Origin of the sequence: Flavihumibacter sp. CACIAM 22H1 (genome assembly GCF_001601815.1) — a bacterium.
GTDB lineage: Bacteria > Bacteroidota > Bacteroidia > Chitinophagales > Chitinophagaceae > Flavihumibacter.
On sequence record NZ_LUKG01000019.1, the window covers coordinates 1 to 24,385 of the forward strand.

At 45.8% G+C, this 24,385-nt stretch carries 20 protein-coding genes and 1 pseudogene; 12 read left to right on the top strand and 9 right to left on the bottom strand.

Annotated elements, in window-relative coordinates; all coding sequences use genetic code 11:
• The 4 genes from A1D16_RS07475 to purD form a co-directional block, all read right to left on the bottom strand.
• The coding region (locus A1D16_RS07475; protein ID WP_290708735.1) for a rod shape-determining protein at nt 1-379 on the bottom strand (379 nt) is incomplete at its 3' end.
• Nucleotides 380-565: 186 nt separating this feature from the next.
• Nucleotides 566-1,918, bottom strand: coding sequence for an alpha-L-fucosidase (locus A1D16_RS07480; protein ID WP_290708736.1), 1,353 nt, complete (start codon nt 1,916-1,918; stop codon nt 566-568).
• A 65-nt stretch (nt 1,919-1,983) separates the two neighbouring features.
• Nucleotides 1,984-3,012, bottom strand: coding sequence for a tryptophan 2,3-dioxygenase family protein (locus tag A1D16_RS07485; protein WP_290708737.1), 1,029 nt, complete (start codon nt 3,010-3,012; stop codon nt 1,984-1,986).
• Nucleotides 3,013-3,021: 9 nt separating this feature from the next.
• Nucleotides 3,022-4,335 carry a phosphoribosylamine--glycine ligase gene (gene purD / locus A1D16_RS07490; RefSeq protein ID WP_290708738.1) on the bottom strand — a complete coding sequence of 438 codons (1,314 nt, stop codon included), beginning with the start codon at nt 4,333-4,335 and terminating at the stop codon, nt 3,022-3,024.
• Between the two features lie 218 nt (nt 4,336-4,553).
• Here purD and A1D16_RS07495 point away from each other — a divergent pair, with 218 nt between their 5' ends.
• Nucleotides 4,554-6,266, top strand: coding sequence for a peptide MFS transporter (locus A1D16_RS07495; protein WP_290708739.1), 1,713 nt, complete (start codon nt 4,554-4,556; stop codon nt 6,264-6,266).
• A 24-nt stretch (nt 6,267-6,290) separates the two neighbouring features.
• On the opposite strand, the gene apaG is transcribed toward A1D16_RS07495, so the two are convergent.
• On the bottom strand, nt 6,291-6,677 hold the full coding sequence (gene apaG / locus A1D16_RS07500; protein ID WP_290708740.1) for a Co2+/Mg2+ efflux protein ApaG: 387 nt from the start codon (nt 6,675-6,677) through the stop codon (nt 6,291-6,293).
• Between the two features lie 130 nt (nt 6,678-6,807).
• Between apaG and A1D16_RS07505 the strand changes: the two genes are divergently transcribed.
• The 6 genes and pseudogenes from A1D16_RS07505 to A1D16_RS07530 all read left to right on the top strand — a co-directional run bounded on the left by A1D16_RS07505 (nt 6,808) and on the right by A1D16_RS07530 (nt 16,567).
• Nucleotides 6,808-8,259 (top strand): NADP-dependent isocitrate dehydrogenase, encoded by a 1,452-nt coding sequence (locus A1D16_RS07505; RefSeq protein WP_290708741.1) that lies wholly within the window; start codon nt 6,808-6,810, stop codon nt 8,257-8,259.
• A 166-nt stretch (nt 8,260-8,425) separates the two neighbouring features.
• Nucleotides 8,426-8,989, top strand: coding sequence for an RNA polymerase sigma-70 factor (locus A1D16_RS07510; protein ID WP_290708742.1), 564 nt, complete (start codon nt 8,426-8,428; stop codon nt 8,987-8,989).
• 62 nt (nt 8,990-9,051) lie between these two features.
• On the top strand, nt 9,052-10,161 hold the full coding sequence (locus A1D16_RS07515; protein WP_290708743.1) for a FecR domain-containing protein: 1,110 nt from the start codon (nt 9,052-9,054) through the stop codon (nt 10,159-10,161).
• A gap of 228 nt (nt 10,162-10,389) precedes the next feature.
• Nucleotides 10,390-13,775: pseudogene (locus A1D16_RS07520) on the top strand (TonB-dependent receptor).
• Between the two features lie 19 nt (nt 13,776-13,794).
• A complete protein-coding gene (locus tag A1D16_RS07525; RefSeq protein ID WP_290708744.1) occupies nt 13,795-15,579 on the top strand; it encodes a RagB/SusD family nutrient uptake outer membrane protein in 1,785 nt (594 codons plus the stop codon).
• A 94-nt stretch (nt 15,580-15,673) separates the two neighbouring features.
• Nucleotides 15,674-16,567, top strand: a complete 894-nt coding sequence (locus tag A1D16_RS07530; RefSeq protein ID WP_290708745.1) for a metallophosphoesterase — start codon at nt 15,674-15,676, stop codon at nt 16,565-16,567.
• Between the two features lie 8 nt (nt 16,568-16,575).
• Here the strand turns inward: A1D16_RS07530 and A1D16_RS07535 are convergent, their stop codons facing one another.
• The 4 genes from A1D16_RS07535 to A1D16_RS07550 all read right to left on the bottom strand — a co-directional run bounded on the left by A1D16_RS07535 (nt 16,576) and on the right by A1D16_RS07550 (nt 18,642).
• Complete coding sequence (locus tag A1D16_RS07535; RefSeq protein WP_290708746.1) at nt 16,576-16,842, bottom strand: hypothetical protein; 267 nt, start codon at nt 16,840-16,842, stop codon at nt 16,576-16,578.
• Nucleotides 16,843-16,898: 56 nt separating this feature from the next.
• Nucleotides 16,899-17,240 (bottom strand): translation initiation factor, encoded by a 342-nt coding sequence (locus A1D16_RS07540; protein ID WP_290708747.1) that lies wholly within the window; start codon nt 17,238-17,240, stop codon nt 16,899-16,901.
• A gap of 1 nt (nt 17,241) precedes the next feature.
• The gene (nadC, locus tag A1D16_RS07545; protein ID WP_290708748.1) at nt 17,242-18,108 is read right to left on the bottom strand and encodes a carboxylating nicotinate-nucleotide diphosphorylase; all 867 of its coding nucleotides are present in this window, start codon (nt 18,106-18,108) and stop codon (nt 17,242-17,244) included.
• A gap of 144 nt (nt 18,109-18,252) precedes the next feature.
• Nucleotides 18,253-18,642 carry a DUF4783 domain-containing protein gene (locus A1D16_RS07550; protein WP_290708749.1) on the bottom strand — a complete coding sequence of 130 codons (390 nt, stop codon included), beginning with the start codon at nt 18,640-18,642 and terminating at the stop codon, nt 18,253-18,255.
• Nucleotides 18,643-18,808: 166 nt separating this feature from the next.
• Between A1D16_RS07550 and gpmI the strand changes: the two genes are divergently transcribed.
• The 5 genes from gpmI (at nt 18,809) to A1D16_RS07575 (ending at nt 24,362) form a co-directional block, all read left to right on the top strand.
• Nucleotides 18,809-20,332, top strand: coding sequence for a 2,3-bisphosphoglycerate-independent phosphoglycerate mutase (gene gpmI / locus A1D16_RS07555; RefSeq protein WP_290708750.1), 1,524 nt, complete (start codon nt 18,809-18,811; stop codon nt 20,330-20,332).
• 10 nt (nt 20,333-20,342) lie between these two features.
• On the top strand, nt 20,343-20,825 hold the full coding sequence (locus tag A1D16_RS07560) for a heme-binding domain-containing protein (protein WP_290708751.1): 483 nt from the start codon (nt 20,343-20,345) through the stop codon (nt 20,823-20,825).
• Nucleotides 20,826-20,831: 6 nt separating this feature from the next.
• Nucleotides 20,832-21,347, top strand: coding sequence for a hypothetical protein (locus A1D16_RS07565; protein ID WP_290708752.1), 516 nt, complete (start codon nt 20,832-20,834; stop codon nt 21,345-21,347).
• Between the two features lie 43 nt (nt 21,348-21,390).
• Complete coding sequence (locus A1D16_RS07570) at nt 21,391-23,667, top strand: TonB-dependent receptor (protein ID WP_290708753.1); 2,277 nt, start codon at nt 21,391-21,393, stop codon at nt 23,665-23,667.
• A gap of 116 nt (nt 23,668-23,783) precedes the next feature.
• Nucleotides 23,784-24,362, top strand: coding sequence for a sigma-70 family RNA polymerase sigma factor (locus A1D16_RS07575; RefSeq protein ID WP_290708754.1), 579 nt, complete (start codon nt 23,784-23,786; stop codon nt 24,360-24,362).
• The last annotated feature ends 23 nt before the right edge of the window (nt 24,363-24,385 follow it).

A 24,385-nucleotide genomic window follows, 5' to 3' on the forward strand; every position in this document is an offset into this window, starting at 1 on the left:
GCTCCGCACTGTCGCGAACCGCCCGCTTCTCCACCTCGGTAATGGAAGAAGGAATACAGATCATCATCCTCCAACTAGGCGGAAACAAGGGCTTTTTGGGATAGATCATTTTGATCATTTCCCGTATCATCAGCTCGGCAGCATTGAAGTCGGCGATCACACCGTCTTTAAGCGGCCGAACGGTGCGAATGCTTTCGTGGGTTTTTTCGTGCATCATCAGCGCACGCTTGCCAACCGCCAGCACATTCTTCGGGTTGTTCCTGTCGAGGGCAACAATCGAAGGTTCGTTCACCACTATCTCGTCGTTATGTATGATTAGGGTATTGGCAGTACCCAGATCCATGGCAATTTCCTGGGTCAGAAAGTTGAATAATCCCATGTTGTTGAGGTCAATATTTTAGTCAGGATATAATGTGAGCAAAATTGATGCAAATAATTCGATTAATCAAAGTATGACCCTTTGATTATCACTATTTTTTCCACAAATCATGCATGGTTACACCACCATCCCGACAAATGTACCGATTTTCAACGGTCAGCTGGCACCCAACCGGCGAAACAGGGATCAGAGGCCGCCATGACCGGCATATAAACGGAGGGGGCCGTCTAGTTCCAGCGCAACTACAGACATATAATCGTCTTTGACCGTTGGTGGAATGTCAATATAAACCAGCCCCGGTACCTGGCTCCAGGAAATTTTTCCGACAATTTTGTGAGTGAGGGGTTGTCCTGTTCCTACCACGCGGATTGATTTAATTCGATTTACCAGGCCCTTAATCCATACCGTTCCGGATGGTTTACCGGCCAGGAAAAGATAAAGGGTAGCAGAATCTTTAGAAAGGGTCGACGGACCATAAAAATGCCCATGAGGCATTCCGCCTTTTGAATCAAAAATGGCCTCACTATGTTTCCGATTCCATTTTCCCAGTTCTCTTAACACCGTAACCTGCTCGGGAGGAATGGTACCATCTTCTTTAGGCCCAATATCTAACAACAGGTTGCCCCCGCTTCCGATTGCATCCGCAAAAATGGAAATTATTTCGGTCGGAGTTTTCCAATTGGTATCACTGTGCTGATATCCCCAGTTATTATTGATGGTCATACAAAGCTCCCACCAGTTCCCTTTAGGGCGGTGAATGGGGGTATTTTGTTCCGGCGTTGCATAATCTCCATAACCCTGGAGCCGGGAGTTGATGATAGCGGTTGGTTTGTCTTCCAGGATCATCCTGCGTATACCGGCGGCATCCCACTCTTCCGCGGAATGCTCCCAATCACCATCAAACCACCATAAATCGGGACGAAACTGCTGGCTGATTTCACGGATCTGCGCCTTATTAAACCGGCTGAAACGAGCCCACCTGGCTGTATCATTGGCAATCTTGTAACGACTGCTGTCTTTCAGAAAGCCCGGATAATCGGGATACGACCAGTCTATCAACGAAAAATAGGCGCCGCGTTTTATGCCAAATTGATCCAGCGCTTTAAAAAACGGCGTTATCAAATCGCGCTTGGCAGGTGTATTTTTAACCGTACTGTAATGTTTTTCTTTGGTATTCCAGAGTGCCAGCCCATCGTGGTGCTTAGTGGTAATAACAGCATAGCGGGCACCACTTTCTTTAATAAGGGCCGCCCATTGCTCCGGATCATATTTACTTGCCGTGAAGCCCTTCATTTGCTTCATATAATCCGCATGACTGATCTTCTTATTATGAAAACTCCAGCTTTCATCCACACCGTTTACCGCATACATGCCATAATGTATAAAAATGCCCAGTTTGGCATTCCCAAACCATTCCATTTTTGCGGTATCGCCCCCCGGCTTAAGCTGGCTATTACTCAGGTTGGTTATTCCTGTTTGACCATATGAAAACAGCGCACAACAAAAACCGGTCACCAACAAACAAAATTTTTCTACCATATCTGTAAAATTCAACGGCTAATGTAAGTGCCCTGAATGGATCCGTCTTGTTTAATTTTCCTTTTTCAGGCCTGAATTTTATCCTTAGGCGGCACGCTGAATCCAAGCCGACGCTCTGTTGCAGGGTCCAGTACCGGAAGGCGGCGGCGTTCTACCAGGAAACTCGTAAGCTGGGCAATTTCCCGGAAAATATAGTGTTTGTCAACTGCGCCTTTTAGATATTCCTTACCGGTGCTTCCGCCGGTTCCCACCCTGGTTCCGATCATACGGTGTACCATGTTCATATGACGGTATCTCCAGGTACTCAATTGTTCATCAATTTCCAGCAGCACATTCAGCAGTTGGAAGGGCAATTGGAGCAGGGGGTACCCGCGGTATAACATTATAAACAAGGCCGCCCTCGATGCCCTGCCAGACAATTGCCGAACCGGCTCGCCGGCATTACCAGGCGCCCGCTCGCTGAACATGGCCTGAAAGGCATCCCAATTAGCTTTTTCCTTCTCAGTTAAACTGGATTGATACACGGTCGCATATTCCTCAAACCAGGAAGAGGCCTCTTCCAAAAATGGCATGCGTTCAAGCCATTGATTCACTAAACTGATAAGGGGTTGCTCAGACTCCACCTGTTTAATTAAAGCCACCTGCTCCGGCCGAAGTTGTGATATATAATATTCCTGCCCGTGCCTTTGTCCAAATTGCAGTCCCAACCTGGCTTCCAGCGCTTTAAACTGCCAGCTTTGAAACCCGGAAGCAGGACGCAGCATATCTCTGAAATCCAGGAAATCCATCGGCGTCATTGTTTCCATTACATCTATCTGCTGTACCAGCAGCTTCAGTATAGTTACGGATCGCTGTAACCGGTGTACAATGGTTTGTAATTCAGGAGAATTATCATTAAGGGCAGGCTGTTTGAAAATACGGTTCACGGATTCCACCTCGTACATTATCTGTTTGAACCACAGTTCATATGCCTGGTGTATGATGATAAATAACATTTCATCATGAGCAGGCATCTGGTGCAACTCACTTTCCGGCTGCTGGGCACCCAGAATTTTATCCAGTTGCAGGTAATCAGCATAATGTACAGGTTTCATGCGATTGGTTTATTTAAACTCAAATCCTATATCTGTTCGATAATAGATTCCTTCAAAATCGATTCCTTTCAGCACGTTTTGGGATTGCTGCACAGCCGCCGAAATGGAATTTCCATACGAACTGACACAAAGCACCCGACCCCCATTGGTAACAATATCGCCATTTTTCACCGCCGTACCGGCATGAAAGATCAGGCTATCGGAAGAAATGGGCTGATCCAGTCCCTTTATAATTTTCCCTTTTTCATAATCGCCGGGGTACCCTCCACTTACTGCCATTACTGTACAGACAATGCGGGCATCCTGCTCCACAGTATGTTGATCCAGTTCCTGGCGGGCAGTAGCCAGCATCAGTTCCACCAGGTCATTTTTTAAGCGGGGCATCACCACTTCCGTTTCGGGATCACCCATTCTGCAATTGTATTCAATAACATAGGGGTCATCGCCAACTTTAATGAGTCCTATAAAAACAAACCCTTTATAATCAATTGATTCAGCCTGTAAACCCGCAACTGTTGGAACTACCACCCGATCCATTACCTTTTGCATAAAGTCTGCCCCGGCAAAGGGAACCGGGCTAACAGCCCCCATTCCCCCGGTATTCAGGCCAGTATCTCCCTCCCCGATTCGTTTATAGTCTTTTGCTTCCGGAAGCACTACAAAATTTTTGCCATCGGTCAGTACAAACACAGACAATTCGATGCCCGACAGAAAGGCTTCCACCACCACTTTTTTACTGGCATCCCCAAATTTGCTTTCGCGGATCATGAGGGTAAACTCACGGATCGCCTCCTCCCTGTCATTCAAAATCAGCACTCCTTTACCGGCTGCCAGTCCATCCGCTTTTAGCACAATGGGGAGGCTGTGTGATTGCAGGTATTCAACGCCCTCCTGGAAATTGCCCGCGTCAAACTCCCGGTAAGCCGCAGTCGGTATTCCATGCCGGTCCATAAATGCTTTCGCAAATGCCTTTGACCCTTCCAACTGTGCGCCGAACGCATCCGGTCCTATAACCGGTACCTGGCTTAGCCGAAGTGCCTGCGCCATTTCAGCAGAAAGCGCAATGGGGTTGGCTTTGAAATAATCTACCACGCCTTTTACGAGCGGCTCTTCGGGTCCTACAATTACCAGGTGAATTGCCTTATCCACACAAAACTGGCGAATACCGGCAAAATCAGTAATAGAAAGAGAACTATTCGTTCCACAGGCAGCAGTGCCGGCATTTCCGGGTGCTATATAAAGGGCATCACAAAGTGGACTTTGGTTCAATTTCCAGGCAATTGCATGTTCCCTGCCACCAGATCCAAGTAATAATATATTCATGCTTATGATTTCTACAAGTTAAAAACAATGGCTGCCTGCGCAGCTTTCCCTACATTCAGGCTGCGAAAATAACGGAGAAAGTGGAGACAAGGGTAAAGAAGGAGGAAAACGGAGAAACAACATCATCCCCACCCTTCCTTCTATCGCCTTTTTACCAGCTTTTCCTGTTTTCTCCTTATTTTCCCTTTTTTAACAGCTAACACAAAACAGACAAGTCCATGAGTCAATCCCAGATTGCGTCTAAAGCCAGCCATCCGAAAGGCCTTTATATTCTCTTTGCCACCGAAATGTGGGAGCGCTTTAATTATTATGGAATGCGGGCAATTTTGGTACTGTTCATGACCAAGGCGCTTCTGTTTGACAAGGCTTTTGCCTCCAACCTGTACGGCTCATATACCGGATTAATTTACCTGACTCCCCTGATCGGTGGATTTGTTGCAGACCGGTACTGGGGTAATAAAAGATCCATTATTGTGGGTGGGCTCCTGATGGCTATTGGCGAGTTTATCCTGTTTTTCTGCGGCTCTCTCTATGAAAGCAATCCTGGCCTGTCGAGCATATTTTTCTTTTCCGGGCTTGGCTTTATGATTTCAGGGAATGGCTTTTTTAAACCCAATATTTCCTCTCTGGTTGGACAACTCTATCCCGACGGAGACCGCCGCAAGGATGCTGCTTATACGATCTTTTATATGGGTATAAATGTGGGAGGTGCACTGGGGCCTATCGTTTGTGCCTTCCTGGGCGATACCGGTAACCCGGCCGATTTCAAATGGGCATTTTTAGCAGGAGGAATAGCCATGATCCTGAGCGTAATTGTACAATTGGTATTCCAGGAAAAATATGTGATAGATCCGCAGGGAAAATCATTGGGCACCGTTCCTTCCGACTCTCCCAAAGCATTCTCCAACGCCTTAATTGTTGGCACCGGGCTGGCCCTGTTGTGCAGCCTTATGATTGCCCTCCTGTATATCGATGCCACCCAGTTTTCTTTTCTAACTTACCTGCTGCTGGCTTCAGCACTTTTTATAATCGTCTATATCTTATCGGATAAAACCCTGTCCAAAATAGAAAAAGAGCGAGTTATAGTGATCCTGATCGTGTCATTTTTTGTAATTTTCTTCTGGAGCGCTTTTGAACAGGCAGGCGCTTCTCTCACCTTTTTTGCGGACGAACAAACCGACCGTGTCCTGAACTGGACCATTCCTAAATGGCTTATTTATGCAGGCGGCGCAGCATTGCTGTTTTATATGGGTACCCTGCTTAAAAAAACCAGCGTTTCACTTGCGGGTGAATTTGATAAAAACCTGCGCTTAACCGTACAGTTTCTGCTGGCCGCCGCCATGGCAGTATTGATTTACCTTTTATTTCAGCTGGCTACCAACGGAAGCTCCTCTATCCTGATTTCTGAAATTCCGGCCAGTGCATTTGCTTCTCTCAACTCCATTTATGTAGTAAGTTTTGCACCTGTATTCGCCTGGTTATGGATTAAACTGGGAAAAAAAGAACCTTCTTCCCCTACCAAAATGGCCATAGGTTTACTACTGCTGGCTATTGGCTATTTATGGATTGCTTTTGGCGTTAACGGGGTACAACCCGGCATTAAAGTTAGCATGATGTGGTTATTTGGCATGTATGCCCTTCATACCTGGGGCGAACTCTGCCTCTCCCCTATTGGCCTCAGCCTGGTAAATAAACTTGCCCCCATAAAATACGCTTCTCTACTTATGGCAGTATGGTTTCTGGCCAATGCCGTTGCCAATAAATTCGCCGGCGTATTAAGTGCACTTTATCCAGACGGTAAAAGCACCTATTTTATGTGGTATGAGATCAAAAACAACTATGATTTCTTCCTGCTTTTTGTAGGTATGGCCGGAACAGCCTCCATCATTCTTTTTGCACTCACCAAAAAACTGCAGAAGATGATGAATTAGGCGGCATTTACAAAGCCGGGCACCCTAATTATTCTTAAAGGGCGCAATCATCTCAAATGCGGGGATATTAACGGTGAAGATTTTTTTGGTGTCTATATTTTCCATCTGGTAAGTGCCAGACATGCGGCCCATTTCTGAATGCAGGTTGCAACCACTTACATATTGGTACCGATCGCCCGGGTATAATACCGGCTGCACCCCTACCACCCCTTCACCTTCTACTTCGCGGTATTCACCATTGGAATCGAAAATAAACCAGTGCCTGCGATGCAGTTTAATCGGGAAATTATTGTGGTTTTCGATGGTAATGCGGTAAGCGAACATGAACTCACCCGACATCGGATTCGAATAGTCGGGCTGGTAATAGGTTTCCACACTCACCTCTACACCCTGTGTGGTAATACTGTTCATTCCGAAGAATTTGTTTAAAGGTATATAAAATCAACCGGTGATACCAGTTTTTGTTCATTTTTTGGCAATTTCCTGCTCACCCCAACGTACCTTTGCGCCACCTAACATTCAATCTTCAACTGTATAATTTATGAAAATAGCTGTAGCTAAAGGCGATGGAATTGGTCCGGAAATCATGGATTCTGTATTACATATTTTCCAGGCAAACCAGGTACCCCTTGAATACGAGTTTGTTGAAATGGGTAAATGGGTATTTGACAAAGGATATTCCAACGGAATGACGCCGGAAGCCCAGCAAACCATCGAAGAGCTTTCCATTCTGTTTAAAGGCCCCATGGAAACACCCAAAGGAAAGGGCGTAAAAAGCGTAAATGTTACCGCCCGGAAAACCTGGAATACCTACGCCAATAAAAGAGCTTTTCAAACATTACACGGAGTTGATACGGTTTTCAGCAAAGCCGGTATTCCTATTGACCTAACCATTGTACGGGAAAATATTGAAGACACATATGGCGGAATAGAACATATGTTAACCCATGATGTTGCCCTGAGCCGTCGGTTTATTACCCGCCCCGGTAGCTTGCAGGTAATCAAATACGCCTTTGAAATGGCCAGCAAAAACGGGGCCCGCCGTATTACCTGTGGCCACAAGGCTAATATTATGAAAATTACCGATGGCTTATTCCTGGAGGTATTTTATGAAGTTGCCAAGGAATACCCCCACCTGAAAGCGGATGATGTTATTGTAGACGACCTCTGCATGAAACTGGTAAGCCGCCCAAATGAATTTGATGTGGTGGTGCTTACCAATCTGCAAGGCGATATCGTAAGTGACCTATGCGCCGGGCTGGTAGGTGGACTTGGATTTGCACCATCTGCAAATATTGGTGATCATATCTGCATTTTCGAAGCCGTACACGGAACTGCCCCCGATATTGCCGGCAAAAATATAGCCAACCCTACAGCCCTTCTGCTAAGTGGTATTGCTATGCTTCGCCACCTTGGATTAATGGAAAATGCAGCAGTTATCGAAAACGCCCTGCTTTATACACTGGAATCCGGCGTGCATACCGGTGATTTTGGCGACCGCTCTATTCCTTCGGTAAATACTACTCAATTTGCAGACGCCATTATTGCCAACCTTGGAAAACAGCCTGCACATATGGCCCGCCCCATTCTGCCAAATAAACCAATTACCCCCACTTCTTTCAAGCTGGAAAAGAATCCGCTGATCATGTCCAAAGAACTGGAAAATGAAATCATTGTAGGCGTGGATATGTTTATTGAAAGTGCAGAACAACCATCTGCAGTAGCGGAAAAATGTCTCCTGCATACCGGAGACCTGTTTAAGTTAGTTACCATAGCCAACCGCGGAACACAGGTGTGGCCGAAAGGATCTTCCTTTACAAATCTGGTAAACCAATACAGCTGCCGCTTCGAAAGTATCGGTGATGCGCCGGTAACTCAAACCGATATCCTGGAACTTTACAAACGCCTTATGACCGATTTCAAGATCTGTTCTTCGGAAATACTGAATATGTGGGGAGATAAGAAAGCCTATAGCCTTGCGCAGGGGCAGTAAGGTAAAAGGAGGAAGGAGAAGGAAGAAAGCCGGTCTTGTGAGGCCGGTTTTTTTATGGATAGCACCCAATAATCTAAGAATGCAAACAACAAGGACTTAACGCTGGGGTTATTTTGTTTTTCTAAAATTGTCGTATAATTAACCTGAAAAGTATCAATTAGACGACATGCCTCAATCGCCTGAAGTGCACTATTGGATTGAACAAATCACACTATTCGGTGATCATCAGGCATTTGAAAAACTTTACCTGCACTACTACGATCATCTTTTCAAATTCGCTTTCTCAATTGTAAAGAATGAAAAATCAGCAGAAGAAATCGTTTCCGATACATTTCTTAATATTTGGCGCAATCGTTTGCGTTTATTAGAGATTGAAAACATTAAGCTTTATCTCTACGTTTCAGTAAAAAATTTATCGCTCCGGCATATTCGAAAAAATAAGGGCCGGGGAACTTATTGGCTCGATGACCACCTTATTGAAGAAATCGGCGCCACTACGCAAAACCCTGAGGATCTGCTGGTAACAAAGGAATTATTTTACACCATCCAACAAGCCATTGAAGAATTACCACCCAAATGCAAACTTATTTTCAAAATGGTGCGGGAAGATGGTATGAAATACAAAGAAATTGCTCAACTCCTTAGCATTTCTGTAAAAACAATTGATGCACAAATGGCTATTGCTTCCAAGAGAATTCTTGAATCAATCAAACTTTCTGTAAAAAAATAAGCACCGGCCTTAGGTGATTGTTCGGAAAACCGGCTCCTTTATACAGCACAAACATTGTTGTATTGAAAGCCGAAAACAGAGTATACTATTTAATAGCAAGAAAACTTTCCCGGGAAGCCAGTTCACAAGAATTGGCGGAATTGGAAGACTTACTCAAATCCAACCCTGAACTGGCCTATAAAGCCAACCTTTATTCGGAGTACTTCCATCATCCGGTATTAAACAATCCGGCCTACTCCCATCAAAAAACACAGGCTCTTGGCCGTCTGAAAACCCGGCTTCAACAAGAGTTCGGGGAAGACAGCCCGATTTCTGAACAAGCTCCTGAACCACCAGTAACAGAACCAACCCGTTGGCAATACCGCTGGAAAATAGCCGCCGCGCTGTTATTGATTACCCTGTCGCTGGCAGGTTTCGTCTATTACTATTCTGCCAGCCACACAAGCTTACCCCCACATTCGAATAACCAATATGCCACCATGCCGGGCACCCGTTCGAAAACAGTATTACCGGATGGTACCATTGTTTGGCTGAACAGTGAAAGCAGTATTCACTACAACGCCGATTTCGGAAAATCAAAACGGGAAGTAACACTTATTGGGGAAGCTTTTTTTGATGTTACACATATGGAGGATATCCCATTTATTGTCCATGCAAAATCAGTTGATATCCTGGTAAAAGGAACGGCTTTTAATGTGCGTAGCTATCCGGGTACGGAGAAAGTTCAGACCTCGCTGCTCCGGGGTTTGGTGGAAGTATCCGGAGCTGCCTTACCGGGCAAAAAAATCAGGTTGCATCCCAATGAAAAAATAACGATTGAGGTAGCGGAGAGCCGCCAGGGATCCTCTTCTCAAAAAACAACGCTTCAGGCAAACCAACAAAAGATTGCTTACAGTATCGATTCCCTGAAAGAAAGTTCCCTGGCGGCCGTAATTCCTGAAGTTGCCTGGATCCATAACCGGTTGGTTTTTGACAACGAGCCACTGGAAGACGTATTGGAAAAAATGGAAAAATGGTACGCTGTAGACATCTTTCTAATGAATCAGAAAATTGCCAAAAAACAGGTGTCCGGGGTGCTTGAAAATGAAAATATTGAAGAAGCCCTAAAAGCCCTTCAACTCCTAAACGATTTTGAATATACTATTACCGGAAGAGAAATACGTATCAAATAACCATCCCGAATAATAACCAAATCTGCCGCTTATGTAATCAACCCAACAAAACAAAAAAGAGAGATGCGGTCACATCTCCCTTAAAACTTAGTCAAAAAAGGCATCGGCTTTCTTTGAGCGGATAGCGATGCCCATCTTTAAACGTAAGATTCCAAAATTATGCAAAAAAATCGTATACCCCTATTTCGTTGGGGTATCCACCAGAACTTTCCCAAACTGCTGGTAATTATGAAACTAACTGCTTTTCTTTTACTTGGCATTTGCCTGCATGCATCTGCAAAAATCTATTCTCAGCAGGAGGTTACCATCTCAGTAAAAAACCTGGAGCTTAAAAAATTCTTCAACCTGCTCCAGAAAAAAACAGACTATCGTTTTCTTTATGAAGATGGAAAACTACCTGCAGATTTAATCGTAAACCTGGATGTGGAAAAAGCTTCCATACATGCCGTACTTGAAAAAGTATTGCACAATACCAGGCTTCATTACAAATTACTCAATAACAACCTGATTGTTGTACGTGAATTCAATGAGGTTGAAAGCCGGGTCATACGAGGCAGGATAACGGATGAAAACGGCCTGCCCATGGCAGATGTAAGCGTACGTATCAAAAACTCCAACTCCGGAACCTCCACCAATAATAAGGGAGAATTTGAAATTGAAGCAACAGACAATAATATCCTGGAAATCTCCTATATAGGATACATAACACAGGAAATTAAATTACAGGGTAAAACAGAGCTTATCATTCAACTACAACCTGGCGATAAAAATCTGGAAGAAGTAGTAATGGTTGGATTTGGTGTGCAGAAAAAAGTAAACCTTACCGGTGCTGTTGATATGGTTACCGCAAAACAATTGGAAAGCCGCCCGATTGCTAATGTGGGGGCAGGTTTACAGGGACTTATACCCAATCTTAACATCACCCAGTCGAATGGCCGTGCAACCAGCAATCCGGCATTTAATATTCGTGGTTTCACCAGCCTTAACGGAGGCGATCCACTGATCGTTGTGGACAATGTGCCCTTTACTTCTGATGAAGTGGCGCGTATTAATCCGAATGATATTGAATCTGTAACCGTATTAAAAGATGCCTCTTCTGCAGCTATTTATGGAGCAAGAGCTGCTTTTGGAGTGGTGCTTATAACTACCAAATCGGCCAAAGGCAGCAAACTGAATGTAGCGCTGAACTCTATGGTTGCTTTCAGAACTGCCGGGAAATTACCCGAGCTGGTTACTGACCCCTACACCGTTATGGATATGAAACATAAGGCGGCTGTGCCCTTATACAATTTATACCCAGAAGCGGTGAGAGAATACGCACGGCAACGCTCTGAAAACCCTTCGCTGCCGGCTGTTATTCCAAGTCCGGCTAACCCCGAAAACTGGGCTTATTTCGGTTCAACCAACTGGATGGAAGAGGCCTACCTCCAAAAAGCGCCCACCTACAATACCAACCTCAGTCTTTCACAAAAAACAGAAAAACTGAGTTATTATGTGTCTGGTGACTACTATCAGCAGGATGGCTTGCTGAAATTCGGAAACGATGTATTCAAACGCTACAATATGCGTGGAAAAGCCGACCTGAAAATCACCGACTGGCTCAACTTTTCCAACAATACACTAATTACCAGTTCGGAATATGATGCCCCGGTTTTCCTGGACGGCGATTTCTTCTGGAACGTTAACCGCACCAACCCACTGGATGTACCTAAAAATCCGGATGGCACCTGGAGTTCAGCCGGCGCAAGTGTATTGGGCAGATTACAAACCGGTGGACGAGCAGATACCAGGCTCAATGAATTCCAGACTACTTTTTCCGCCAGCGCATCCATCCTGAAAAACAGCTGGAATATCAAAGCCGACTACAGCATTCGCAGAGGGTCGAGCAACACCCGTTCCTATGATATTCCCATTCCGTATAAAACAGGACCGAACAACCCGGTGGGTTATACAGGTTCAACCACCAGTTGGGCAAGAAGCCAGAACAGCAGCACCCGATACAATGTATTAAATCTTTATACAGATTTTCACAAGGAACTGGGTAAACACGATATTCAGGCACTCCTCGGCTTTAACCAGGAATACCGGCTGAATCAACAATTCAGTGCAACCAGGAATAATATCATCTCCACGTCTCTTCCTTCCATCGGACTTAGTACCGGTACCATGACGGAAACAGAAACCATTACTGACTGGGCCGTTCAGGGCATTTTTACCGGATTGGTTATCATTATAACAACCGGTACCTGCTCGAATTCAATGGCCGTTACGATGGTTCGTCCCGGTTTCCTAAAGATAAACGCTGGGGATTCTTTCCTTCTGCTTCGGCCGGCTGGGTAGTTTCAGAAGAATCTTTTTTTCGGAATATTAATCAGGCAATCGGGTTGGATCACCTGAAACTACGGGCTTCTTACGGGTCGCTCGGTAACCAGGCATCTGTTAGCGAGTATGCCTATATTCCTACCATGTCGAACGGGCAGGTAAGTTATATACTGGGAAGCGGCCGCCCAATGGCGGTTTACGCACCCGGAGCCGTTTCGGATAATTTCAGCTGGGAAAAAATCAGTACCGTTAATTTAGGCGTTGATCTTGCTTTCTTCCGTAACAGGTTGCAGGTAAACTTCGATAAATATACCCGGTATACCAATGATATGCTGATACCCGGCAAAACCTTGCCGGCTGTTTTCGGCACTGGCGTGCCTCGTGAAAATTCAGGCGACCTGAAAACCAAAGGATGGGAAATGCGCCTGGCCTGGCGCGATAACGGCCTACTTGCCGGCACTCCTTTTTTCTACAACCTTACTTTTACACTGGCAGATAATCGTTCCTGGATAACCCGCTTTGATAACCCGGCCAAACTACTGAGCAATTATTATGTTGGACAGGAAATCGGAGAAATATGGGGAGCGGAAATAACCGGCTTCTTCCAGAACGAAGAAGACCTTGCCAAACACCCCGATCAACGGGCTATGGGTACCGACGACCAGGGCTATCAGTTTTTTGTAGGCGACCCCAAATTTGCCGACAGAAACAAGGATGGCGTAGTTGATATGGGCGCAAAAACCGTCGACAACCACGGCGACCTGTATAAGCTGGGGAACAGCAGCGCACGTTATCCCTTCGGCATCGACCTGTCTGGCGGATGGAAAGGTTTTGACCTGCGCTTATTCTTCCAGGGAATCGGAAAAAGAGACTGGTACCCAGGCGCTTCCAACGTATATTTCTGGGGCATTTTTGCCCAGCCATGGACCAATGTAACTAAACAAAATATGGACTATTGGTCGCCCGAAAATCCGCATGCTTATTTCCCGGCTGTACGGGCATATACCGCAGAAGATAATATGGAGCAGCTTGGTATACCAAACAAACGGTATATGCAAAATGCAGCTTATATGCGGATGAAAAACATAACGCTCGGATATTCCTTGCCCACAGCATGGATCAAACGCTTAAAATTCAATAAAATCCGCTTTTACCTGAGCGCAGAAAATGCATTTGAACTGAGCAAAGTAAAAGTTAAACTGGATCCGGAATCACTGGGCTCAGGAAGCAGAGCCGGTGCCGCTTATCCTTTCCAACGCACTTATTCTATTGGATTGAACCTGAATTATTAATCATCAAGCGAACAAAACAATGAAATACGCACTACGTTTTTGTATACTGCTCGGAATGTTTTTCGCTTCCTGTGAAAAAGATTTCCTGCAACGAACACCGCAGACATCCATTACCAAAGAAGATTTCTTTAATACCCCCGCTGATCTCCAAACTTATACCAATGGATTTTATAGCCAGCTACGTTCCAAGTGGGAGGACCTGTATTCGGATAATATATCTGTCTATACAGGTTCCAGCGAAGTGGACAACCTGGTTCGCGGAGGTATAACACCAGCAACCGTTGGCGGTTGGAATAACTGGGGCACCTTACGCAGCATCAATTTTATGTTGCAGAATACAGGTAAAACAACCGGAGACCCCGTCACCATCAATCATTATATCGGCATCGCCCGATTCTTCCGGGCAAATTTCTACTATAACATGGTAAAGCGATACGGCGATGTACCCTGGTATGGCAGCGTAATTGGCACCAGCGACGAAGACCTTTTGTACAAAGCAAAAGATAGCCGCGCTGTGGTAGTAGATTCGATCATGAACGACCTGGAATTTGCAGCTGCCAATATTTTGCCTTCACTTACCAATAACACGCAACTCACAAAGTGGGCAGCACTTCAACTCCTGGCAAGAATTGCACTGCACGAAGGAACCTACCGGAAATACCATGATGAAATCGGGCTCGAATCTTCCGCAGCCGGCTTTCTGCAAAAAGCAGTAAATGCCTCTCAGAAAATAATGGAGGAAGGCGGCTTTACCATTTACTCTACCGGTGCAAACGCCCTGGACTACCGGGCTCTTTTTTCCAGCAATAACCTTTCTGCCAACAAAGAAGTTATTTACCTGGAGAAAAACAACAAAGAAGAAGGCATTGCCAATAATACCCACGTGGTGCTTGACTGGCAATGGGCTTTAAGTGCCGACCTGATGAATGATTACCTTATGCGTGATGGCACGCCGTTTACCAGCACCGCCGACTATGATAAAAAAACCTTTGTGCAGGTATTTCAGAACCGTGACCCGCGTTTACCCGAAACCATTATGCCACCCGGTTTCACCACCGCACCAGGTAATACGCCCCTGGTAATTAAACCTAATTTCGGAGGATACATGCAAGTGAAATTTTACCCCAGAGATCCGGCATTACGGGGTGGATGGGTCTTAAACTATACCGACCTTCCCATTTTTCGGCTGGCAGAAGTATTGCTAATCAATGCGGAAGCAAAAACCGAACTCGGTACCATTACACAAGCTGACCTCGATCAAACTATCAACAAACTGCGTCGCAGAGTGGGTATGCCCGATCTTTCCATGGCTGTTGCAAATGGAAATCCCGATCCCTATCAGGCGCAAAAATATCCGCTGGTTGCGGGCGCCCAAAAAGGCCTTTTACTGGAAATCAGAAGAGAACGCCGGATAGAACTAGCCTGCGAAGGATTCCGTTTAGATGATCTTTACCGGTGGAAAGCAGGCCAGTTACTGGGCAAGCATTCAAAAGGCATGTATATACCGGCACTGGGGGCCTACGACGTAACCGGAGATGGTGAGGAAGATATTGCCATCCTGGAACAACAAGGTGCCGAAGATCCGATTAATCACCTTCCGCCAAACGTAAAAAATAAACTCATCAAGTTTTATCTAACAGATCAAAGCTATTACCTGGAAAATGAAAATTCGGGTGCCCTGCTTTTTGGAAAAGACAGGCAACAGCCCAGAAATTTCGTAGAGCCGAAATATTATCATTTCCCTATTCCGCAGGAACAAACCCTGTTGAATAAAAATCTTACACAACCGGCTGGTTGGCAGTAAGCAGTAAAGGTCAAACCTTTCCACAGGAACGAAGCCGGCCAAACCGGCGCAGGCTTCGTTCCTTTTTAATCTGGGTTTTAAAGAAATTATAACCATGAAAAGAAGACGCTTTTTATCCCTTTTACCCCTCCCTCTTACGGGTATTGCCCCGGCTTCCCTGGCCATGGAAACTGGCAGCCGCGCAAAACCAGTACTCACTATTGCACATATAACCGATGTGCATATCCGGCCCGACGAACAGGTACCACAACGATTCCTGCGCTGCCTCGATCTTATTAAGAAAGAAAAAATCGACTTTTTTCTCAACACCGGCGATTCCATTCATGCAGCCGACTATAAAGACATCACCAGAGAACGCGTATTGGAACAATGGAAAGCATGGGATGACTGTATGCAATCTCTTAAAAATTATGACGTCTATAGCTGTATTGGTAACCATGATCCCTGGTGGGCAGCCCCCTCCAAGGACGATGCCATGTATGGAGTAGCCTATGCCGCCAAACGTGCGGGTATGCCACACCGGTACTATCAGTTTAAAAAGAAAAACTGGCATTTTATTGTATTGGATGGCAATAACCCGGGTATTTCGCTCGACCAGGAGCAAATGGACTGGCTGAAGCTCAAACTTAGCGAAATCAAACAGGGAGAATTTGCTTTGCTAATGTCGCATTATCCGATTTTAACCGTTACCGGAACCTTTGAAGGCGGACAGCATAAAGATCATACTGAGCTAAAAAAACTATTCTATCAATATAAGGATCAGGTTAAAGTATGCCTTAGCGGCCACCAGCATTTGCTCGACCGGGCATGGTACAATGGGGTACATTATTTTTGCAACGGCGCCATGAGCGGATTCTGGTGGGGGAAAGGAGATCAACGATCTGCTGCACCTTATTTTTACCAGGAAACGCCGCCGGGTTATGCGATCCTGAAACTCTATGCAGACGGCACCCTGGAGAATACCTATATTCCCCTGGCAATTGAATAAAATATCCGCTAAAAAGGAAGTTGCCGGGTAATTGCAAAGGATACCAATGAAACAGCCACCATGGTGATAACGGCCAGTAAAAACAAAACGCGGCCCCTTCTTTCCGTATGCGGATCCTTATCACGCCGACCTTCATACCAGGTATAAGCACTGTAAAGAGATAATAATACCGCAGCTACAAATATGAGCTGGTATAAGCCAAGCGCCGCTCCCACGGCATCCAGCAAAAAAAACGAATTCAAATAAAAAAAGATAATACCAAGCAGATATTCCATATACGAACTGGTTTATAAAATCATTCCACTTAAAAACTGTGAAACCCTTACCCGGTTCACAGTTTTTTCGTTTTTGAGTACCCTTTTTTGATTAACCAGTCGAGGATCTTAGCACGATGATCGCCCTGGATCAGAATTTCTCCCTCTTTCACAGCACCACCGGTACCGCAAAAATTTTTCAGCAATTTGCCCAGGGCTTCCAGGTCGGCAGTAGTACCCACAAATCCGGAAACTAGTGAAACCGCTTTTCCACCCCGCTGTTTGGTTTCCAGCCAAACGCTCAATACCTGTTTGGCAGGTTCCAGTGTTTCCTGCTCCGTAGCCTCCTCTTCTATCCGAAAATTCGGATCGGTGGAGTAAACATACCCAAACTTATCGCCTTTATTTTTTTTACTCATATTACTGGTTTTTTTTCACTGCCTTCAAGCTCAGATCCACGCTTCTTGCCTGGTGAATCAACGCACCTACACTTACATAATCCACCCCTGTTTTCGCATAGTCAAGCAAGTTAGTCAGATTAATACCGCCACTGGCTTCTGTTTCAAACATCTGCCCGATCAGTGGCAATGCTTCCCCGATCATTTCCGGGGTAAAATTATCCAACATAATTCTAAAAACTTTTCCCTTACCACAGCTTAGAACTTCTTTTACATCATCTATACTGCGGGTTTCCACTTCAATCTGCAACCCGGGAGCTTTTTCCTGCACATAGGTCCAGGCTTTTTCTATCGCCTTGGTAATGCCACCACAATAATCAATATGGTTATCCTTAAGCATAATCATATCGTATAATGCGAACCGATGATTGACGCCGCCGCCGATGGCTACTGCCCATTTTTCAAGCAGTCGGAAGTTGGGAGTTGTTTTGCGGGTATCAAGTACGCGGGTATGGTACCCGTTTAACAGATCGGTGTACTGGCGGGTTAATGCGGCTATTCCGCTCATCCGCTGCATGCAGTTTAGTACCAGCCGCTCACATTGCAGGATCGTTTGTACACTGGCATCTATTTCAAAAGCGATTTCTCCCTTATACATGAGATCGCCGTCTTTTTTAAAAGGGCGAAAAACGCAATCTGGCTGAACCATGCGAAAAATCCGTTCCGCGGCTTCCATACCGGCCAGAACCCCGTCTTCTTTAATTTTCAGCACTGCTGATCCATATGCGGAATCCGGAATACAACAAAGGGTGGAATGATCTCCGGTGCCGATATCCTCTTGCAGGGCATCCTTAACTAGTTTCTCAAAAAGCTGATCAAAGTTCATCATACGAACAAAGATAAGCGCTCCGCCTTTTCACTGGTGGACTACTACCCGGCTGGCAGCGCCGGGTCAGCAAAAAAAATCCCCGCACCAGGCGGGGAGATTCAGCTTTCTTCAGAATATTGTGATACTTTATATTGGAGGTCTAATTTACTCTTCCTGGAACCGCATCTCCTGCAAAAACGCTTTATCGCCCTTTTGCTTCATAAATAAGGTGGTACGATATCGCCCATTATTCGTCATTAACACCCCGATCAGGTAATTGGAGCCGTTATTGTCTCCCCGGTGTTTTAACTCAAAAGTCTTCACCCCGCCATTTGAGGTGAAAAAATCTTTAATCACCATTACAGCCTGGCTTCTGCTGTAATTGTCGCTCTTTTCCGGCAAACTGATATCAACTCTCGAATCAAAATGATGGGAAAGCTGCGTGGCATTTCCAGCTTTCAAAGCCACCAGTACGGAGTCCAACTCTGCCCCATTATTGAACCCGGATAAAAGGTTCATGGTACTCAATAGGATAATTGTAAAAAATGCTTTCATACGCTAACATTTAACGGTCGAAGTATTTCAGAGGGGACGGAAAAACTGAGGGTATCCTTTACCACCCAAAAGTGTGCCAACTTGTAAAATCAGGCTACCGCTAATCCAGTTGGCTGAATTTTTACCTAGTTTTACCGGATAGAATCAAGCAGAACTGATCAAAACAATGAAAAAAGCAATCCTAATTATCATGGACGGCTGGGGACTTGGAAAAGTAGCATCCAGTGACGCCATCCAGCATTCCCAGGTACCTTTCGTTTCCAGTTTATACACCAGGTACCCGCACACCACCCTGATTACCTGTGGTGAGGCCGTAGGCCTCCCCGACGGGCAAATGGGAAATAGTGAAGTAGGCCACCTTAACCTGGGTGCCGGCAGAATAGTTTACCAGGAATTACAGCGGATAAATGTGGCTATACGCGATGGATTGCTGCAACAAAACCCTACCCTGCTGAATGCCATCCAATATGCCAAAGAAAATAATAAGCCATTGCACCTGCTCGGACTGGTAAGTGATGGAGGGGTACATTCCCACACCAATCACCTGAAAGCTATCATAAGCCTGTGCAAAGCAAGCGGACTAGAGCAGGTTTACATCCATGCATTTACAGATGGGCGCGATACAGATCCGAAAAGCGGGCTTTCCTATTTAACCAGCCTGCAGGCCCATCTCGACCAAACCACCGGCAAAATTGCCACGGTTAGCGGCCGGTATTACGCCATGGACCGCGACAAAAGATGGGAACGCGTAAAACTGGCCTATGATGCGCTGGTAAGAGGAACCGGGCAATACGCTACCAATGCACTGGCTGCCGTGCAGGCTTCCTACGATAGCAATGTAACCGATGAATTTCTTCTGCCAACTGTTATCACCAATGAAAAAGGAGCTCCCCTGGCCTCCATACATCCGGGTGATGCAGTCATATGTTTTAATTTCCGGACCGACAGGTGCCGTGAAATAACAGAAGTCCTTTCCCAGAAAGATTTCCCGGATTTTTCCATGCATCACCTGCCCCTCCACTACACCACCATGACAGAATATGATAAAACCTATCAGAACGTTCATGTCATCTTTGAAACCGACAACCTGAATAATACCCTCGGTGAAGTATTGGCAGCACACGGTAAAAAACAGATAAGAATAGCAGAAACTGAAAAATATCCGCATGTAACCTTCTTTTTCAGCGGTGGCCGAGAACTGCCTTTTGAGGGTGAAACAAGAATCCTGAAACCCTCTCCTAAGGTTGCCACTTATGACCTGCAGCCGGAAATGAGTGCATTTGATCTGACAGATGCGCTGGTGCCGGAAATTATAGCCGAATCGGCCGATTTTATCTGTCTCAATTATGCCAATGCCGACATGGTTGGTCACACCGGTATTTTTCCCGCAGCTATAAAAGCCGTGGAAACGGTTGATAAATGCGTACAGCGGGTGGTTACAGCTGCCCTGGACCATGGCTACACCGTATTTTTAACTGCCGATCATGGCAATGCGGATTACATGGTAAATGAAGATGGAAGCCCCAATACAGCCCATACCCTGAACCCGGTTCCACTGTTTATACTGGATAAAGACTGGAGAGGTGAGGTAAGTCCTGGCAAACTGGGTGATATCGCCCCAACGATCCTGGCATTTATGGGTCTTCCGATACCTTCAGAAATGACCGGCAATTGTTTGGCAAAGCCTTAAATAAACCAAGATGATACGAAAAATTCTATTGTTCCTGCTGGTGGTTTTAGTTATCCTCCAGTTTTTCCGGCCAAAATTGGACAATACAGGTGCCGGCTCTGCAGCTTCCATTACAGCCACTTCAACCGTTCCTGCAGAGGTGGAGCAATTACTGAAAACCAGTTGTTACGATTGCCACAGTAACTCCACCAATTACCCCTGGTATACCAAGCTTCAACCTTTTGGATGGTGGATCGATGAGCACGTACAGGAAGGGAAAAAAGAGTTGAATCTGGATGAATTTGGAACCTATTCGCTTCGTCGGCAATTCCATAAACTGGAAGAAATCATTGAAGTGGTAAAGGAGGGAGAGATGCCGCTGAAATCTTATACACTGATTCATACCAATGCCAAATTGAAGGAAGAGCAGAAAATTCTTCTCACCAATTGGGCCACCGGCGCAATGGAAAAGATGAAGGCCACCTATCCTATCGACAGCCTTATAAGAAAGTAAAAATCCGTGCAAGTTATTCCATCCATACAAAGATGGGTGGCGATCGCCGGACTCGCTATCATCCTGTTGCCTCTCTGCCTTTCCGTGGATCATATGATTCGCCAGCAGGCAGTAAAAATTAATATGAGCGCTGCACTGAAGGGAACGGAATTAACAACCGTTCTGCTTCAGCCGCAGGAGCTTAGATGGCTAAAACCAGGAAAAGAAATCTGGCTGAACAATAGTTTCTTTGATGTGCTCTCTATAGACTCTTCCGGCTTCCCCTGGAAAGTGGAGGGTTTGTACGACCCCGAGGACACCAAACTGCATATGAAACTTATCCGTTTATTACACAAGGAGGCGGCGCAGGAAGACGAACAGCTTCGGTTTATAGCAGGCGCCTGGGCTATGTGGTGTGCCTTACCGCAACGCTTTACTTTTCACTGGCAGCCTCTTCCGCCAGTACAATTACCCGCATTCCAGTATAGCTCCATGTTATCCCAGGGAATTCGCACTACCAGCGCTCCCCCACCCTGGATGTAAAAACTTTTCTGACAAAACAAGTTTTTCATCTTAACTAAATTTCATGATAGCACAACGCATTATATGCTTTTGTGGCTGTTATCGTATACCCCTGAATGTTCTATGGATGGCAGGGGCACTGATAGCAGGGCAATCAGCTTATGCACAGGAAAAAAAAGACAGTACCAGCATACAGGAACTGGGAGAAGTAATTATTTCCTTCAATAAATGGGAACAGCAATTAAATGAAGTCCCCAATAAGATCACAAAAATCAACCGCGCGCAGATCCAACTGCAACAACCCCAGACAGCTGCCGATATGTTGGCACAAAGCGGATCGGTCTTTATTCAAAAAAGTCAGTTGGGTGGAGGAAGTCCGATGATACGCGGCTTTGCTACCAACCGGGTTTTATTGGTAATGGACGGTGTGCGTATGAACAATGCCATATACCGGAGCGGTAACCTGCAGAACGTAATCAGTATAGACCCGCTGGCACTGGAAGCAGCAGAAGTAGTTTTTGGTCCGGGTAGTCTTATTTACGGATCTGATGCTATTGGCGGCGTAATGGACTTTCACAGTCTGGAACCTCGTTTTTCAACCGGTAAAAACCTTTTTGTAAAAGGATCGGCACAAGCCAGGTATTCAAGTGCTAACAATGAAAACACGCTACATGCCGACTGGAATATAGCCGGACAAAAACTCTCCTGGTTATCTTCCGTCACTTACAGCAAATTCGATGATCTGAGGATGGGGAAGCACGGTGGGCAGGATCGTTATCTGAGGCCGGAATACGTAGTCCGGCAGAACAACCGGGATACTATTCTTAGCAATGAGGATCCTCGTACCCAGCGTTTTTCGGGCTACGAGCAGTGGAATTTTTTACAAAAGCTAAAGTACCGGATCAATGATAAGATGACCTTGCAATATGCCTTCACCTATGGTGGTACGGGTACCCATCCCCGCTATGATCGGTTGCTTCAATACCGGTCTGGACGCCTGCGGTTTGCTGAATGGAATTACGGTCCGATGTTATGGCGCATGCATACCCTGCATTTCTTAAGCACACAGAAAACAGTATTGTATGATAATCTTCGTTTTACGGCAGGTTACCAGAACTATGCGGAGAGCCGGCTCGACAGAACCTTCAACAGAACCATCCGGAACCGGCAGGCGGAAGCCGTAGACGCCCTGTCGGCTAACCTGGACGCAGTAAAAACGATCGGAGCCGGACAATTGTATTGGGGAGCAGAATATGTACACAATAAAGTAGGCTCTACCGGCAGCAGCACAGACATCACAACCGGAGAATCCGAAGCTGCGGTAAGCCGTTATCCGGATAAAAGCAAATGGTATACGGCAGGTTTGTATGGCAGTTACAAAATCAACCTGCATAAGGATGTTACCCTTACGTCGGGTGTACGATACAGTTACAATGGACTCAAAGCTGCATTTGATGACCGCTTTATTCCTTTTCCTTATGAGCAGGCTTCGATTAAAAAAGGGGCGCTTACGGTTAACCTTGGAACGGTTTACCGGCCGGCGCTTAACTGGCAAATACACGCACATATTTCCAGCGGTTACCGCATGCCCAATATCGATGATATTGGCAAATTGTTTGAATCCGCCCCCGGTCATCTAACCGTCCCCAACCCGGGTCTGCAGCCAGAGTATGCATGGAATATGGAAATGGGAATAGCCCATGATATTCCGTCAAAAGCAGCAGGCAGCCCGGCGGGCAGGCTGGAATTAACCGGGTTTTATACAATCCTGCAAGATGCAATCGTATTACGGCCCTTTTCTTTCAATGGGCGAGACAGCATTGTATTTGATGGCGTATTGAGCCAGGTGAATGCACTTCAGAATGTGGCTAAAGCTACGGTTTGGGGCCTGCAGGCGGCTGCCGCATTACCGGTGCACCGCCGGTGGATGCTTAAAATGAATGCCAATTATACCTGGGGCAGAGAAACGAATGATGCACCGGGCTCCGACAAACAGGTACCCTTGCGGCATGCCCCTCCTTTTTTTGGCAACCTGGCATTGCAGTTTAAAAAAGCAGACTGGCTACTGGAAACCAACCTGATCTATAACAGCTCAATAAAAGCCGCCGACCTGGCCCCTTCCGAACAGGCAAAAACGGATATCTATGCGCTGGACGCCTCAGGAAAGCCCTTTAGCCCCGAATGGTATACCCTGAACATAAAGGGAAGCTACCGGATACTGCCTTCGTTATTGGTAAGCCTGGGCTGGGAAAACCTTACGAATCAGCGATATCGCCCTTATTCAAGTGGAATTGTGGCCGCCGGCTCTAATTTTATAGCAAGTTTACGAGCCAGTTTTTAAGCCGGACAAATTTGATCTAAGCCTTGTGCAAGGCGGGATTCCGATCCCGCCTTCTTTATTACACATAGTGTAGTTACAAGAAAAATTCCCTAAATTACAAGAGTATAATCCCTCATATGACGGAAGAAGCACTCCTGCAAGGTTGCATAAACAACGATCCAATGGCGCAAAAAGAATTGTACCATAAGTATAATTCCAAGATGCTGGCGGTATGTTATCGTTTTGCGCACCACCGTGAAGATGCGGAGGATATGTTGCAGGAAGGCTTCATTAAAGTATTTTCCCAGATCCATACGTTTCGCGCTCAGGGAGCGCTGGAAGGCTGGATCAGGAGAATTATGGTGCATACCTGTATCAACCATCTGAAGCGCAACAAGAAGTTTAATGAAAATGTCGATCTGATTCACGCCACCGGTTTGCAGGTCAGGGAGGAGTCGATTCCATCCATAGTGCAGGCAAAGCAGGTTATTGAATGTATCCGAATGCTGCCTATAGGGTACCGGACCGTTCTGAACCTCTATGCACTGGAAGGATATTCGCACAAGGAGATTGCGACCGTACTCGACATTGAAGAAAGTACAAGTCGTTCTCAATATACCCGTGCCCGTCAGATGCTTGAAGAAATCCTGGTTAAGAGAAAAATTATGGCTAAACCCCAGGATAAAGTGTCATTATTAGCAGCGTTTGGACGCTAATAGTACTCTTAGTATGGGGAAGG